The 14682-nt window shown below is 73.0% G+C and carries 12 protein-coding genes and 1 pseudogene; 8 read left to right on the forward strand and 5 right to left on the reverse strand.

Annotation, left to right across the window (positions count from 1 at the left end):
* Positions 1-3 precede the first annotated feature (3 nt).
* Genes CP967_RS02250 through CP967_RS02265 form a run of 4 tightly spaced genes read right to left on the reverse strand, consistent with a single transcriptional unit; the run spans position 4 to position 4298 of the window.
* Entirely contained in the window at positions 4-783 is a 780-nt protein-coding gene (locus tag CP967_RS02250) for a CDP-alcohol phosphatidyltransferase family protein (RefSeq protein ID WP_150486296.1), read from the reverse strand.
* Positions 761-1822, reverse strand: coding sequence for an iron-containing alcohol dehydrogenase family protein (locus CP967_RS02255; protein WP_150486297.1), 1062 nt, complete (start codon positions 1820-1822; stop codon positions 761-763). The genes CP967_RS02250 and CP967_RS02255 overlap by 23 nt, the downstream gene beginning before the upstream one ends.
* Positions 1810-2547 (reverse strand): phosphocholine cytidylyltransferase family protein, encoded by a 738-nt coding sequence (locus tag CP967_RS02260; RefSeq protein WP_150486298.1) that lies wholly within the window; start codon positions 2545-2547, stop codon positions 1810-1812. The genes CP967_RS02255 and CP967_RS02260 overlap by 13 nt, the downstream gene beginning before the upstream one ends.
* Positions 2544-4298, reverse strand: coding sequence for a DUF5941 domain-containing protein (locus CP967_RS02265; RefSeq protein ID WP_150486299.1), 1755 nt, complete (start codon positions 4296-4298; stop codon positions 2544-2546). The genes CP967_RS02260 and CP967_RS02265 overlap by 4 nt, the downstream gene beginning before the upstream one ends.
* Positions 4299-4596: 298 nt before the next feature.
* Between CP967_RS02265 and galE the strand changes: the two genes are divergently transcribed.
* The 3 genes from galE to idi all read left to right on the forward strand — a co-directional run bounded on the left by galE (position 4597) and on the right by idi (position 7862).
* Positions 4597-5580, forward strand: coding sequence for a UDP-glucose 4-epimerase GalE (gene galE, locus CP967_RS02270; protein ID WP_150486300.1), 984 nt, complete (start codon positions 4597-4599; stop codon positions 5578-5580).
* A gap of 168 nt (positions 5581-5748) precedes the next feature.
* A complete protein-coding gene (locus CP967_RS02275; RefSeq protein ID WP_150486301.1) occupies positions 5749-6690 on the forward strand; it encodes a cation diffusion facilitator family transporter in 942 nt (313 codons plus the stop codon).
* Positions 6691-7268: 578 nt separating this feature from the next.
* Positions 7269-7862 carry an isopentenyl-diphosphate Delta-isomerase gene (gene idi, locus CP967_RS02280; RefSeq protein WP_150486302.1) on the forward strand — a complete coding sequence of 198 codons (594 nt, stop codon included), beginning with the start codon at positions 7269-7271 and terminating at the stop codon, positions 7860-7862.
* A 154-nt stretch (positions 7863-8016) separates the two neighbouring features.
* Here idi and CP967_RS02285 read toward each other — a convergent pair whose 3' ends face one another.
* Complete coding sequence (locus CP967_RS02285) at positions 8017-8535, reverse strand: ATP-binding protein (protein ID WP_229888583.1); 519 nt, start codon at positions 8533-8535, stop codon at positions 8017-8019.
* A gap of 303 nt (positions 8536-8838) precedes the next feature.
* Here CP967_RS02285 and CP967_RS02290 point away from each other — a divergent pair, with 303 nt between their 5' ends.
* From CP967_RS02290 to CP967_RS34480, 5 genes and pseudogenes are all read left to right on the forward strand, one after another.
* A complete protein-coding gene (locus CP967_RS02290) occupies positions 8839-9693 on the forward strand; it encodes an enoyl-CoA hydratase/isomerase family protein (RefSeq protein WP_150486304.1) in 855 nt (284 codons plus the stop codon).
* A 107-nt stretch (positions 9694-9800) separates the two neighbouring features.
* Positions 9801-10664, forward strand: coding sequence for an SCO6745 family protein (locus tag CP967_RS02295; RefSeq protein ID WP_150486305.1), 864 nt, complete (start codon positions 9801-9803; stop codon positions 10662-10664).
* A 130-nt stretch (positions 10665-10794) separates the two neighbouring features.
* On the forward strand, positions 10795-10923 hold the full coding sequence (locus tag CP967_RS35060; RefSeq protein WP_373300437.1) for an LPFR motif small protein: 129 nt from the start codon (positions 10795-10797) through the stop codon (positions 10921-10923).
* 158 nt (positions 10924-11081) lie between these two features.
* Complete coding sequence (locus CP967_RS02305) at positions 11082-13571, forward strand: Tex family protein (RefSeq protein ID WP_150486307.1); 2490 nt, start codon at positions 11082-11084, stop codon at positions 13569-13571.
* Positions 13572-14159: 588 nt separating this feature from the next.
* Positions 14160-14645, forward strand: a pseudogene (locus CP967_RS34480) (RICIN domain-containing protein); the annotation flags it as partial.
* Positions 14646-14682 lie beyond the last annotated feature (37 nt).

Raw genomic sequence — 14682 nt, forward strand, 5'->3', positions numbered from 1 at the left:
AGCTCACTTCAGTCTGCTGGACGCCAGGATCGACACGAGGTGCAGGAGGGTCTGCAGCAGGGCGATACCGGCCAGCACCGCCACCGCGAGGCGGCTGAAGAAGAGGTCGTCCCTGACCGCGTCGAGGACGGCCACCAGCAGGATGACCAGGGACGCCTCCACGCCGAGGATCAGCCGGTGGAACTTGAGCGCGCCGGCCGCCCTGCGGGCCAGCGCCATACCGGAGGAGCGCGGCTCGGACGCCGCCTCCTTGACCGGCGGCAGCCCGCCCTGGTGGCGGGCGACCCCGACCAGGTCGGTCTCCGCCTTGATCAGGATCGCGCCGAGCGCGGCGAGCGTACCGAGGAACGCCCACAGCCAGTCGATCCGGCCGGTGCCCCACAGGTCGGCGGCGCGCAGCCCGAAGCCGACCAGCACCGCCGCGTCGCACAGGTAGGCGCCGACCCGGTCCAGGTAGACCCCGCCGAGGGAGAACTGCTTCTTCCAGCGGGCGACCTCGCCGTCGACGCAGTCGAGCAGCAGGTACAGCTGGACCGCGAGGACGCCGAGCAGGGCCCCGGGGATGCCGGGCACCAGCAGGGCGGGCGCCGCGAGGACACCGGCGACGGTCATCACATAGGTCAGCTGGTTCGGGGTGATCCTGGTGTTCACCAGGTGCCGGTCGACGCGCAGCGAGATCTCGCGCATGTACAGCCGGCCCGCCCAGTGCTCGCCGCTGCGCCGGTCCTTGACCCCCGGCGGGTGCACGACGGGCCGGAGTTCAGCTATGGATGGCTTGTGCATAGTCGGCGTACGCGTCCCTGATCTGGTCGGTGGACAGGTTGAGGTGTTCCAGGATCGTGAAGCGTCCCGGCCGCGTCTGCGGGGCGTAGGCGACGGCCCGTACGAACTCGTCGGCGCTGAACCCGATCTCCTCGGCCAGGACCGGCAGCCGGTGGCGCCGGAGCACGGACGCCATGTACCGCGACTCCTCGTGGGCGCCGCGCAGGTGCATCGCGAAGCAGGCGCCGAGGCCGACCTGCTCGCCGTGGCTGGCCGCGCGCTTCGGGTACAGCAGGTCGAAGGCGTGGTTGATCTCGTGGCAGGCGCCCGACGCGGGCCGGGAGTCCCCGGCGATCGACATCGAGATACCGGTCAGGACGAGCCCTTCGGCGAGCACCTTGAGGAAGGCGTCGTCGCCGACCCCTCCGGGGTGGCGCAGCACGGCCTCGCCGGCCTGCCGGGCCATCGCCGCGGCGAGCCCGTCGAGGTCCTCGGCACGGACCGCGTGGGCCAGTTCCCAGTCGGCGACGCAGGAGATGTTGGACACCGCGTCGCCGATGCCGGAGCGGACGTAGCGGCCGGGGGCCTCGCGTATCACGTCGAGGTCGATGACCACGGCGATCGGCGTGGGGACCCCGTAGGAGCCGCGTCCGTTGTCGTTGTCGAGGGTCGCGACCGGGGAGCAGAGACCGTCGTGGGACAGGTTCGTCGCGACGGCGACCATGGGCATGCCCACGCGCGCCGCGGCGTACTTGGCCACGTCGATGATCTTGCCGCCGCCCAGGCCGACGACGGCGTCGTAGCGGTTGCCCTTGATGCCGTCGGCGAGCCGCACCGCGGCGTCGATGGTGCCGTTGCCGACCGGGTACCAGTCCGCCCCGGACAGCGCCGGTGCGAGCCTCTCGCGCAGCACCCGGCCCGACCCCTCGCTGATCGCGACGGCCAGCCGGCCGGACGTGGAGATCCGCTGGTCGGCCAGGAGGCCGGCCAGGTCGTCCAGCGCGCCCGGCCGGATGTCGACGACGACCGGCGAGGGGATGAGGCGGGTCAGTACCGGCACGCGATCTCCCTGCCGCGGGCCAGGTCGTCGTGGTTGTCGATCTCGACCCAGGTGACCTCGCCGATGGGGGCGACGTCCACGGCGAAGCCGCGGTTCACGAGCTCCTGGTAGCCGTCCTCGTAGTAGAGGTCGGGGTCGCGCTCGAAGGTGGTCCTCAGCGCGTCGGCGAGCTCCTCGGCGGCCTCGGGCTCGATCAGCGTGACGCCGATGTACTCGCCGGTGGCGGTGGCCGGGTCCATCAGCTTGGTGATCCGCTGGACGCCCTTGTCACCGTCGGTGACGACCTTCATCTCCTCGTCGGCGAGCTTCTTCACCGTGTCGAGGGCCAGGATGATCTTCTGGCCCTTGCCGCGGGCCTCCAGGAGCGTCTTCTCGACGGAGACGGGGTGGACGGTGTCGCCGTTGGCGAGGATGACGCCCTGCTTGAGGACCTCGCGGGCGCACCACAGGGAGTAGGCGTTGTTCCACTCCTCGGCCTTGTCGTTGTCGATGAGCGTCAGCTTCACGCCGTACGTCTCCTCGAGCTCGGCCCGGCGGGCGTAGACGGCCTCCTTGCGGTAGCCGACGACGACGGCGACCTCGGTGAGCCCGACCTCGGCGAAGTTGGCCAGCGTCAGGTCCAGGACCGTCTTGTCACCGTCCACGGGCACCAGGGCCTTGGGCAGCGTGTCCGTGTAGGGACGCAGACGGCGTCCGGCTCCTGCAGCCAGTACGAGGCCGATCATGCGAGTTCTCCTTCGTCGTGTACGGCGGGGGCCGAGGAGGACACCCAGAAGCGGATGGACTCCACGAGCACCACGAGAGCCACGGCGGCCGCGAGCGCGGTGAGCGCCGTGGTGAAACCTGAGCCCGGGACGAGCAGGGCGGCGAGTACGGCCACGACCAGCGTCCGGCCCTCGTGCCCGCCGACGGTGCGCACCAGCCACCGCGGTGGCGCGCCGGTACCGCCTCGGATGCGGTACACCGTGTCGTAGTGATGGTAGGCGACGGCTGAGACCAGCCCGAACGCCGCGGGGACGGCGTGCGGGACGTCACTGCGGGCGGCCAGCACCAGGACCGTGCAGTACTCCGCGGCCCGGAAGGCGGGGGGTACGAGCCAGTCCAGGGTGTCCGCCAGCGGCCGTGAGACGGCGAGCCCGGCGAGGACCGCGTACAGCACGGCCGCCCCTACGACGAGGAACCCGTCCAGCGGGGCGAGGAGCGCGGCACCGACCATCAGCAGGCCGGCGGCGAGGGCGAGCAGCGGGGCGGTGAAGCCGCCGCCGGGGCGCCGGAGCACCGCGCCGACCCCCTGGGCGAGCGGCCCGGAGTCGGCGAGGTCGGCCAGCGCCAGGGCCGCACGCTCGGTGCGCCGGGCCTTGCGGGTCAGCGAGCGCAGCAGGCGGCCCGCGGTGGTGTAGCAGGCGGCCAGGGCGCAGCCGGCGAGCAGGGCGTAGAAGACGATCCGGGGCGTGGTGAGGGCGGTCAGTACCGCGATCATGGCCCAGCGCTCCCCGATGGGGAGCACTATCATCCGGCGCGCCCACACGGTCCAGCCGACGCTGTCGAGCCGGTCGGAGAGGGCGGCGGTGGGACTGGTGTTGGAGACCGCGTCGTGGTTGGCCTCGTTGAACGAGAAGTCGACCACATGGCGGCAGGCCTGGAGCACCATCGCGCCGAGCGCCAGGACCCACACGTCGTCACCGCCGCGGGCGGCGCCGAGGGCGAGGCCCGCGTAGTAGGCGTACTCCTTGGCCCGGTCGAAGGTGGCGTCCAGCCAGGCGCCCATCGTGGAGTACTGGAGCGAGTAGCGGGCGAGCTGCCCGTCGGTGCAGTCCAGCACGAAGGACAGGAGCAGCAGGATCCCGGCGGCGACGTAGCCGCCGCGGGTGCCGGTGGCCGCGCTCCCGGCCGCGATCAGCGCGGTGATCAGCGACGCGGTGGTGACCTGGTTCGGGGTGAGGCCCCGGCGGGCGCACCAGCGGGCGATGTAGCGGGAGTAGGGGCTGATGAAGAAGGTGGTGAAGAAGCCGTCGTGGGCCTTGACCGCGCTGCGCAGCCGGACGGCCTCGTCGTCGAGCGCCGCCACGGCGGCCTCGGCCGCGGCCCGGTCCTCGGGGCCGGCGGGCACCGTGGCGGTGAGCGAGCCGAGCTCCGGGCGCTGTACGGCGGTGCCCTCCGCGTCCAGGGCGACGGCCAGCCGGCCGGGTACCGTGCGGTCCCCGTCGGCGGGTGTGCCGTCGGGCGGCGCCACGGGGCCGCCCGCCCCGACGGCGGACGCGGCACCGCGCAGGGCACGCAGCAGGGCGGTCCGCGCCCCGGGCTGCGCGGTGAGCGCTCCGGGGACGGCGGCGGCGGGGAAGCGGGGGTCGGTCAGTCCGAGCCTGAGCGCGTGGACATGGCCGACGAAGCGGGGGTCCACCAGGGCGACCCGCTGGTCGGAGGGGACCGCGGCCAGCAGCTCGGCTGCCCGTGCGGCATCGGCGGCGGCGGTCACCTCGAAGCCGAGTGACCGCAGATCGTCCTCGAGCGACGATCCGGGTACCGGCGCACCGGTGAGGATGGCGGTCGACAGACGAACTCACTCCTTGGCGGTGGCGGGTGACGGCGCGCGACAGTGCGGCCCGAGGTGGGCCAGCGGCTCGTCGGCTGAGGCTATCGGATGAACGGAAGACCGAGTTCACCGCCCGTTTGTGCTTCGTTCGGGTGAAGCGGTCATCGTGCTCGCGCCGTTCGCGATCATCATCGTCGATCGGCGTCTCGTCCGACAAACCGCGCCCTCTAAGCTGGCCGCCATGACGTGGCTGATCACAGGTGGTGCGGGGTACATCGGGGCTCATGTGGCGAAGGCCATGACCGGGGCCGGGGAGCGGGTGGTCGTGCTCGACGACCTCTCCTCCGGCATCGAGGGCCGGCTGGGCCCGGACGTGACCCTGGTCCGCGGCTCGGCGTCGGACCGCCCCCTGCTGGACCGGGTGCTGTCCGGGCACGGTGTCACCGGGGTGGTGCACCTCGCGGCGAAGAAGCAGGTCGGCGAGTCCGTCGAGGACCCCCTGCTCTACTACCGGGAGAACGTGGCGGGGCTGACCGCACTGCTGGAGGCCGTGGTCGCGGCGGGGGTCCGCCGCTTCCTGTTCTCGTCGTCGGCCGCGGTGTACGGCGTCCCGGACGTGGACCTGATCACGGAGGACACCCCGTGCCTGCCGATCAACCCGTACGGCGAGACCAAGCTGGCCGGGGAGTGGATGGTGCGGGCGACGGGGCGGGCGCACGGCGTCTCCACGGCCTGCCTGCGGTATTTCAACGTGGCGGGGGCCGCCGAGCCCGCGCTGGCGGACACCGGGGTCCACAACGTCGTCCCGATGTTCTTCGACCGGCTGACCCGGGGGGAGGCCCTGCGGGTCTTCGGCGGCGACTACCCCACCCCGGACGGCACCGCGGTCCGCGACTACATCCATGTCACCGACCTCGCCGACGCGCACCTGGCGGTGGCCCGTTCGCTCGACGGCCGGCCGGCGGGCAGCGACCTGACGGTGAACATCGGCCGGGGCGAAGGGGTCTCCGTACGGGAGCTGGCCGTCCTGGTGGGCGAGGTGACCGGGCTGCGTGCCGAGCAGGTGGTCGAGCCGCGCCGCCCCGGTGACGCGGCCAGGGCGGTGGCGTCGTCGGCGCGGGTGGAGTCCGAGCTGGGCTGGACGGCCCGGCGCGGGATGCGGGAGATGATCGCGTCGGCGTGGGAGGGCTGGTGCCTGCGCCACCCGGAGGCACGCGCCGAGTGACGCCCCCCCGCACCGGGCCCACCGCTCTGACCTGCATACGTTTCCGCAGGTCAGAGCAGATGACAACGGTGTTCAGTGCCGTGTTGCCCAGGGTCGCCGTCCCGTAGTTCACTGGCGGCAGCGGGCGGCCGGAGCCCGTGGTGCCGTACGTACGCGGGAGGGGTTTCGATGGGGGCTGGCCATGATCACGGGCACGCGCACGCGGGGCCGCCCCCGACGGGAACGGCCGCGGCCGCCTACCGGGGGCGGCTGCGTATCGCCCTGGCCATCACGCTCGGCGTCATGGTCGTGGAGATCGTCGGAGGGCTGCTCGCCGACTCGCTGGCGCTGATCGCGGACGCGGCCCACATGGCGACGGACGCGCTGGGGCTCGGGATGGCGCTGCTGGCGATCCACTTCGCCAACCGCCCGGCCGGCCCCAACCGCACCTTCGGTTACGCGCGGGCCGAGATCCTCGCGGCGCTGGCCAACTGCCTGCTGCTGCTCGGTGTCGGCGGCTATCTCGTCTACGAGGCCGTCGACCGCTTCATCACCCCGGCCGAGACCCGCGGGCAGCTGGCCCTGGTGTTCGCCGCGGTCGGTCTGGTCGCCAACGTGGTCTCGCTCTCCCTGCTGCTGCGCGGGCAGCGCGAGAGCCTCAACGTGCGGGGCGCCTATCTGGAGGTGCTGGCGGACACCCTCGGCTCGGTGACCGTGCTGGTGTCGGCGGGGGTCATCATGGCGACCGGCTGGCAGGCCGCCGACCCGATCGCCTCGCTGCTGATCGGTCTGATGATCGTGCCCCGCACGGTGAAGCTCCTGCGGGAGACCCTCGACGTCCTGCTGGAGTCGGCTCCCGCGGGCGTGGACATGGAGGAGGTGCGCGCCCACATCACTGCCCTGCCGGGGGTGCTGGGCGTCCACGACCTGCACGCCTGGACGATCACCTCGGGGATGCCGGTGCTGTCCGCGCACGTGGTGGTGCACCAGGAGATGCTGGACTCGATCGGCCACGAGAAGCTGCTGCACGAGTTGCAGGGCTGTCTGGGCGACCATTTCGCCGTCGAGCACTGCACCTTCCAGCTGGAGCCCAGCGGGCACGCCGAGCACGAGGCGAGGCTCTGCCACTGAACCGGGCACGGGGCGGGGCTCTGCCGTTGTGCGGGTGCCGCGTACCGTCGCGGTCCGTGCCCCTGCCGCCCCGCTGCCGGGCGGGTGGGGCTCCGGCGCTCGCGCCGGCTCCGGTGGCGGTCCGCCCGGAGGGCCCGGAGCGCCCGCGGCAGGGTGCGGGGCGCGCGGTGGTGCGGGGCGCGCGGTGGTGCGGGCGGCGCTGGACGCGGCGCGACCGGGCGGTGAGTTACTCGTACTGGTGATCGATCTGCTGCTCGGGCATCCCGGGTGCCACCCCGCTTCCGCCTCCGCACCGGCGTCCCGGTACAGGACCCGGCAGGGCTTCGGGGTGCCGGACAAGGCGATGACGACCCTGGTCCTGGACGTGCCGGTTCCGGTTCCGGCGGGCGCGGTCGCGCATCCGGCCGCCCCCGGGGCCCGAGCCGCCCCCGTTCCGCCGCGCCGGGCGGCCTCCCGGAGGGCGCGGCGGGACGGACATGCCCGCCCCCGAAGTGCGGACCGGCGGCTTTTGTACGGCAGACTTGTCCGGACTCCAGGGGTCCGGCGCACGAGGCCGGTCACCAAAGCGAAGGATGGGTATGCCGACCACACCAGCCACCGCGGCGCACAGCTCGTCGAACGGCACCGCAGACGCGATCATGCTCGAACTGGTCGACGAGAGCGGCACCACCATCGGCACCGCGGAGAAGCTCGCGGCTCACCAGGCCCCCGGCCAGCTGCACCGGGCGTTCTCCGTCTTCCTCTTCGACGAGCAGGGCCGGCTGCTGCTCCAGCGCCGGGCGCTCGGCAAGTACCACTCCCCCGGCGTGTGGTCGAACACCTGCTGCGGCCACCCCTACCCGGGCGAGGCGCCCTTCGCGGCCGCCGCCCGGCGGACGTACGAGGAGCTGGGTGTGTCGCCCTCGCTGCTCGCCGTGGCGGGCACGGTCCGCTACAACCATCCCGACCCGGCGTCGGGCCTGGTGGAGCAGGAGTTCAACCACCTGTTCGTCGGGCTGGTGCAGGAGGGGCTGCGGCCGGATGCGGAGGAGGTCGGCGAGACGGCCTTCGTGACCGCGGACGAGCTCGCCGAGCGGCACGCCGTCGCGCCGTTCTCGGCCTGGTTCATGACGGTGCTGGACGCGGCGCGGCCCGCGATCAGGGAGCTGACGGGTCCGACGGCCGGCTGGTGAGTCCGGGGGCGGGCGGGTCCGGGCCGGCGGCGGGTTCGCGGGTCGCGGGCCCGGCGGCCACGGAGGGTGCTCCGCCGGGCAGGCCCTCGCGGTGGTGAAGAGCGCGAGCGGGGCGGATGGCGGGCGGGAGGCCGCAGGGCGGCCGGGGCGGGGCTCAGAGCCTCGTCTTCAGCGGCAGCACCGCCCAGATGATCTTGCCGCCGTCCGCCGTGCGCTCGGCGTCGCAGCCGCCGCCCGCCTCTGCGGTGATCTCGCGGACCAGCAGCAGTCCCCGGCCTCCGGTCTGCCCGTGGTCCGTGATCAGGGCGGTGGGGCGGTAGGGGTGGCTGTCCTCGACCGAGACCCTGATCCACTCAGCCCCGATGGCCACCTCGACGGCCATCTCGGGCGAGAGCAGGGCCGCGTGCTTGACCGCGTTGGTGACGAGCTCCGACACGATCAGCAGCAGCCCCTGGAGGATGCCGTCCTCGACCGGTACGCCCTGCCGCGCGACCAGGTCCCGTACGGCGTGCCGGGCCTGCGGCACCGAGGAGTCGACGGTGGGCGCGGTGAAGCGCCACACACCCTCGTAGGGAGCGGCGGCCGGTACGGGGTGCTCCGGGTGTGCCTCCGGGCGGTCCGGGTGGGCGCCCGGAGGATCGGCGTGGTCCGGAACTCTTTCGCGGCTCTCCATGGACCGGCACCCGCTCTCGACTCGTCTGCCGTCACTGACCATCGATGAACGAGTGTCGGTTCCAGCGTGGTCCCATACCCACAGCCGACCGGAACTGCCCAGTTATAGCCGTAATTTGAGCATGTGGGTATGCCGGCGTCGGGTGATTGGACTGCTTCTCGTCCTGTTCGGGTGCCATCCGGTCCGTCACCGTGGAGACGGTCCTCCGGCCGCCGACGGCCGGCGGTGCGTGACTGCTTCGCGGCCCCTCGCCGGTCGCAGGTGCCGGCCACGGGCCCGGACGGTGTGGATAGCATCCGGCGCATGGATCTCAGGGAGCAGGCGCGGACGGCGGGACCCGGGCTGGCGCACACCGTCGCCGGTGGCGTCGCCACCGTCGTCATCAGCAACCCGGCCAAGCGCAACGCGATGACCGCGGACATGTGGCGGGCGCTGCCCGGTCTGCTGGAGGCGCTGGCCGCCGATCCGGACGTGCGGGTGCTCGTGCTGACCGGCGCCGGCGACACGTTCTGCGCGGGTGCGGACATCACCTCGCTCCAGGACTCCCCGGCGGGACCGCAGGCGCTCGCGGTCGAGGCCGAGGAGGCGCTGGCGGCCTTCCCGAAGCCGGCTCTGGCGATGGTGCGCGGGTACTGCGTGGGCGGCGGCAGCCAGCTCGCCGCCGCCTGTGACCTGCGGTTCGCGGACGAGGGCGCCTCCTTCGGGATCACCCCGGCCAAGCTGGGGATCGTCTACCCCTCCTCGTCCACCCGGCGGCTGGTCCGTCTCGTCGGTCCCGCCACGGCGAAGTTCCTGCTGTTCTCGGGTGAGCTCATCGGCGCGGAACGTGCCCTGCGTACGGGGCTGGTGGACGAGGTGCTGCCCGCCGGCGGGCTGGAGGAGCGGGTCGGGGAGTTCGCCCGGGTGCTGGTCTCCCGGTCGCAGCTGACGCAGGCCGCGGCGAAGGAGTTCGCCGACGGCCGGACGGACCGGGACGCGTACTGGTCGGCCGAGGCGCGCGGAAGCGGCGACACCGCGGAGGGTGTCGCCGCCTTCGTCGGGCGCCGGGCGCCCCGGTTCACGTACGCGGTGTCCGGGCGGCCCCTCACCGTCCGCCCGAGGACGGACGGCTCCGGCTCCGGCTCCGGCTCCGGCTCCGGCTCCGGCTCCGCAGGGTGACGTGTACGGCACCGGCGGGCGGGCCGCCGTGCCGCCGGTGCCGTGCGTCCCACATCACACCCGTACCGGGGTTCCGGTCCGTACCGACCAGTCAGTAGCGTGCCGTCATGAGTACTCTCCCGCCGCGTGCCGGACGCCGCTGCCACAACGCGCTCAACCCGCTGCACTCGTGTGTCTACTTCTCCCCCGACCTGGGCAAGGAGTTCGGCGAGCTCGGTCTGACGGACACGAGCGCCGTCTACTTCGCGTCCCGTGCCGCCGCGCTCGGCGCGGTCGGGCCGGGCACGGTCACGGCCGCCTTCTACAACTTCAGCCATGAGCTGGTGGCCCGTCATGTGCCCGCGGTGTGGTCGGTCCTCTCCCCCGCCGACGCGCTCGCCGCGCGGCTGCGGGCCGCCGACTCGACGCTGCGCCGGGTGCTCGGGGAGGAGGCCGTCTCCTCGCCGGAGATGGCCGAGGCGGCGCAGCTGGCCCTGCGCGCCGCGGAGGCCTGTACCCGGCACGCCAAGCCGCTGTACGCCGCGCACGCCGACCAGCCGGTTCCCGGCCGGCCGCACCTGGCGTACTGGCACGCGGCGTCGCTGCTGCGTGAGCACCGGGGCGACGTCCACCTCGCGGCGCTGCTGGCCGCCGGTCTCGACCCGGTCGAGGCGCTGGTCAGCCACACCGCGACGGGCAAGGGCATGTCGCCGCGCTGGGTGCTGGGGACCCGGGGCTGGCGGCGCTCCGACTGGGACGCGGCGGCGGAGCGGCTGCGCGGGCGCGGCCTGCTCGACGCGGAGGGCGAGCTGACCGAGGCGGGCACGGCGCTCAGGGCTGAGCTGGAGGAGGCCACGGACCGGATGGACGCGGCCCCGTACGAGCATCTGGGGGCGGCCGGTGTGGAGCGGCTGACCGAGCTGGGCCGCGGCTTCCTGTTCACCGCCGCGTCGAACGGGGCGTTCCCGGAGGGCATGATCGGCAAGGGCTGAGGACCACCGGAGCCGCCCGCGGCCGCCGGCCTTGTTGACCGCCGCGGGCCGCTCCGCCGCGGCCGGGCCTGTTTACGGCCGCCGTATCCGGTCAGGCGAGTACGCGTACCCCCTCAGAAGGAGACACATTATGCGTACGATCGCAGACGCCTTCCGCATGATCGGTTCCGCCGTGGGCACCGTGGTGACCCTGCCTTTCCGGTTGCTCGGCAGGCTTTTCGGCGGCGCGTCGCGCGGTGGCCGGGCCCGTAGGGCCTGACCGGCCGCGCGATCCGCCGGGGTGTGTCGGAGGAGGTCGCGCGACACGGCGCCCGGCCACCCGGCACAATGCAGGCGAAGGGGACCACCGGGTGCGGAACGCACCACCCGTGTGGCGCCGCCAGCACAGCCAGTACGGGAAGGCGAGTCGGTAAAACCGTGACGACGTCCATCGAAGGCAGGATCGCCGAGGAACTCGGCGTACAGGAGCGTCAGGTGAAGGCGGCGGTCGAGCTGCTCGACGGCGGGTCGACCGTGCCGTTCATCGCGCGCTACCGCAAGGAAGCGACCGAGATGCTCGACGACGCGCAGCTGCGCACGCTCGAGGAACGGCTGCGTTACCTGCGGGAGCTGGAGGACCGCCGTACCGCGGTCCTGGACTCCGTGCGCGAACAGGGCAAGCTGGACGCGGAGCTGGAGGCGCGGATCCGGGCGGCCGAGACCAAGGCGCGGCTCGAGGACATCTACCTGCCGTTCAAGCCCAAGCGCCGGACCAAGGCGCAGATCGCGCGCGAGGCGGGGCTGGAGCCGCTCGCCGACGGACTGCTGGGCGACCCGTCCGTGGAACCGTCGGCCGCGGCCGCCGCGTTCGTCGACGCGGACAAGGGGGTGGCGGACGCGGCGGCGGCGCTGGACGGCGCGCGCGCCATCCTCACCGAGCGTTTCTCGGAGGACGCCGACCTCACCGGTGAGCTGCGGGAACGCATGTGGTCCCGGGGCAGGGTCGTCGCGAAGGTCCGGGAGGGCAAGGAGGAGGCGGGCGCGAAGTTCGCCGACTACTTCGACTTCTCCGAGCCGTTCACCGCTCTGCCCTCGCACCGCGTCCTGGCGATGCTCCGGGGCGAGAAGGAGGACGTACTCGACCTGGTCCTGGAGCCGGAGGACGGTGAGGAGGCCGGGCAGCCGGGCCCCTCGGCGTACGAGAACATGGTGGCCCGCCGGTTCGGGGTCGCGGACCGGGGCCGGCCGGGCGACGCGTGGCTGCGGGAGACCGTGCGCTGGGCCTGGCGGACGCGGATCCTGGTGCATCTGGGCATCGATCTGCGGCTGAGGCTGCGTACGGCGGCGGAGGACGAGGCGGTCCGCGTCTTCGCGTCGAACCTGCGTGACCTGCTGCTGGCCGCTCCGGCCGGGACGCGGGCGACGCTGGGCCTGGACCCCGGCTTCCGTACGGGCGTGAAGGTGGCGGTCGTGGACGCCACCGGCAAGGTCGTCGCCACGGACGTCATCCACCCGCATGTGCCCGCCAACAAGTGGGAGCAGTCGCTGGCGACGCTGGAGCGTCTGGCGCGGGAGCACCGGGTCGAACTGATCGCGATCGGCAACGGCACGGCTTCACGCGAGACGGACAAGCTGGCCGGTGAACTCTGCGAGCGGCACCCGGAGTTGAAGCTCACCAAGGTGATGGTCTCGGAGGCCGGCGCGTCGGTGTACTCGGCGTCGGCCTTCGCCTCGCAGGAACTGCCCGACATGGACGTGTCGTTGCGCGGGGCCGTGTCGATCGCGCGGCGGCTCCAGGACCCGCTGGCGGAACTGGTGAAGATCGACCCGAAGTCGATCGGGGTCGGCCAGTACCAGCACGACCTGGCGGAGGTGAAGCTGTCGCGTTCGCTGGACGCGGTGGTCGAGGACTGTGTGAACGGGGTCGGGGTGGACGTCAACACCGCTTCGGCGCCCCTGCTCTCGCGGGTGTCCGGTATCGGTTCCGGGCTCGCGGAGAACATCGTGGCGCACCGCGACACCAACGGTCCGTTCCGTTCACGCCGGGCGCTGAAGGACGTGGCGCGGCTCGGCCCGAAGGCCTACGAGCAGTGTGCGGGCTTCCTGCGGATCCGGGGCGGGGACGACCCGCTGGACGCGTCGAGCGTGCACCCCGAGGCGTATCCGGTGGTGCGGACGATGGTGAAGCGGACGGGTGGTGACGTCGCCTCACTGGTCGGCAACACCGGCGTGCTGCGGTCGTTGCGGCCGGACGACTTCGTGGACGAGAAGTTCGGTCTGCCCACGGTCACGGACATCCTGAGGGAGCTGGAGAAGCCGGGCCGCGACCCGCGTCCCGCCTTCCGGACGGCCACCTTCAGGGAGGGCGTGGAGAAGATCGGCGACCTGGCCCCGGACATGGTGCTCGAAGGGGTCGTCACCAATGTCGCGGCGTTCGGCGCCTTCGTGGACGTCGGTGTCCACCAGGACGGCCTGGTGCACGTGTCGGCGATGTCGCGGACCTTCGTCAAGGACCCGCGCGAGGTGGTCAAGCCGGGTGACATCGTCAAGGTCAAGGTCATGGACGTCGACATCCCGCGGAAGCGGATCTCGCTGACGCTGCGGCTGGACGACGAGGCCGCGGCGGGCGGCGGCCAGGGGCCGCGTCGCGAGCGGAACGGCCAGGGCGGCGAAGGGCGCCCGCCGCGCCAGCGGCAGGGCGAACAGGACCGGCGGCAGGCGGGGCAGGGCGGAGGCGGCCAGGGCGGAGGCGGCCAGGGCGGAGGCCGGCGGCAGGGCGGCCAGGGGCGCCAGGGCGGCGACCAGGGCCGTGACCGGCGCGGAACCGGCGCTTCCCGGCAGGCGGCACCGGCCAACAGCGCCATGGCGGACGCGCTGCGGCGCGCCGGGCTGACCGGCGGGGCGGAGCGGGACGGCCGCAAGCGCTGAGACGGCACGCACGGCGGTGGGGCGGACAGGAGTTCCTGTCCGCCCCACCGCCGTTCGGCATGCGCCGACGGCCACGGGCTCCTGCCGTGGGGGGCGCCGCCCTACGGCCGGCACATCCGGCCGACACCTGACACCTGACGGCCGACACCTGACGGCTGACGGCTGACGGCCAGGCATAGAAAGCGGTTGCTACCCAAGCATTGACATGCTCAGGACCCGCCGTCACGCTGATGTCCAGCCCAGGGCACCCCCGGCCGCACCCGCCCGCCGCATCCCGGCGGCACGGGCCGCACCGGCCACCCCTCCGGCGACCCGGGGACCGGCCACACCCCCCGGGGCTCCGCACCGAACGATCCCCGGCACCACCTTCTTGACCGCACCCCAAGGGTGACGTACTGTCACCGTCGTTTTCATACATGAACTTGGTTCAGAATGAAGATCATTGCTTCTGGGCCGAGCTCATCCTTTACCCCCGCACACCCCCGACGAGGTGCCTGCGGACACCACCGCAGGCGGTGAAAGGAACCATCAGTGCGCACCAGAAATCAGCACGTCAGAAGGCGAGGCGGCCGTGCGGCCGCTTCGCTCGTGGCGGCCGTCGCCACGATCGCCGCAGGTCTCACCGCACTGTTCGCCACCGGCTCGGCCACGGCCGCACCGGCCACCGGCTCGTACACACTGAAGAACGCCGCCAGCGGACTGTGTCTGGGCGTACCCGGCGCGAGCAGCTCCGCGGGGGTCCAGCTGGCCCAGGCCGCCTGCAACGGGGCCGCCGGCCAGACCTGGAAGCTCACCGCCTCCGGCAGCGGTTACACGCTGACCGCCGCGCACAGCTCCAAGTGCGCCGGGGTGAAGGACGCTTCCACCAGTGCGGGCAAGGCGGTGGAACAGCAGAACTGCGGCGGTGCGGCGACCCAGGTGTGGACGCTGACCCCGGTCAGCGGCAGCACCTACCGGGTGGTCAACAGCAACGGCGGCAAGTGCCTGAACGTCAAGGACGGTTCGACGGCCGCCGGCGCCCTGGTCCAGCAGAACTCCTGTGACTCGGTGACCAGCAAGAGCTGGACCTTCACCGCGGCGGGCACCACCCCCACGGACCCGCCGACCGACC

The organism is Streptomyces nitrosporeus (assembly GCF_008704555.1).
GTDB classification, from domain to species: Bacteria; Actinomycetota; Actinomycetes; order Streptomycetales; family Streptomycetaceae; genus Streptomyces; species Streptomyces nitrosporeus.

Coding starts and splice junctions, on each gene's coding strand:
- CP967_RS02285 (WP_229888583.1), bottom strand. CDS start 8,535: ATGGAGAGCCGCGAAAGAGTTCCGGACCACGCCGATCCTCCGGGCGCC.
- CP967_RS35060 (WP_373300437.1), top strand. CDS start 10,795: ATGCGTACGATCGCAGACGCCTTCCGCATGATCGGTTCCGCCGTGGGC.
- galE (WP_150486300.1), top strand. CDS start 4,597: ATGACGTGGCTGATCACAGGTGGTGCGGGGTACATCGGGGCTCATGTG.
- CP967_RS02275 (WP_150486301.1), top strand. CDS start 5,749: ATGGGGGCTGGCCATGATCACGGGCACGCGCACGCGGGGCCGCCCCCG.
- CP967_RS02290 (WP_150486304.1), top strand. CDS start 8,839: ATGGATCTCAGGGAGCAGGCGCGGACGGCGGGACCCGGGCTGGCGCAC.
- CP967_RS02260 (WP_150486298.1), bottom strand. CDS start 2,547: ATGATCGGCCTCGTACTGGCTGCAGGAGCCGGACGCCGTCTGCGTCCC.
- CP967_RS02295 (WP_150486305.1), top strand. CDS start 9,801: ATGAGTACTCTCCCGCCGCGTGCCGGACGCCGCTGCCACAACGCGCTC.
- CP967_RS02250 (WP_150486296.1), bottom strand. CDS start 783: ATGCACAAGCCATCCATAGCTGAACTCCGGCCCGTCGTGCACCCGCCG.
- idi (WP_150486302.1), top strand. CDS start 7,269: ATGCCGACCACACCAGCCACCGCGGCGCACAGCTCGTCGAACGGCACC.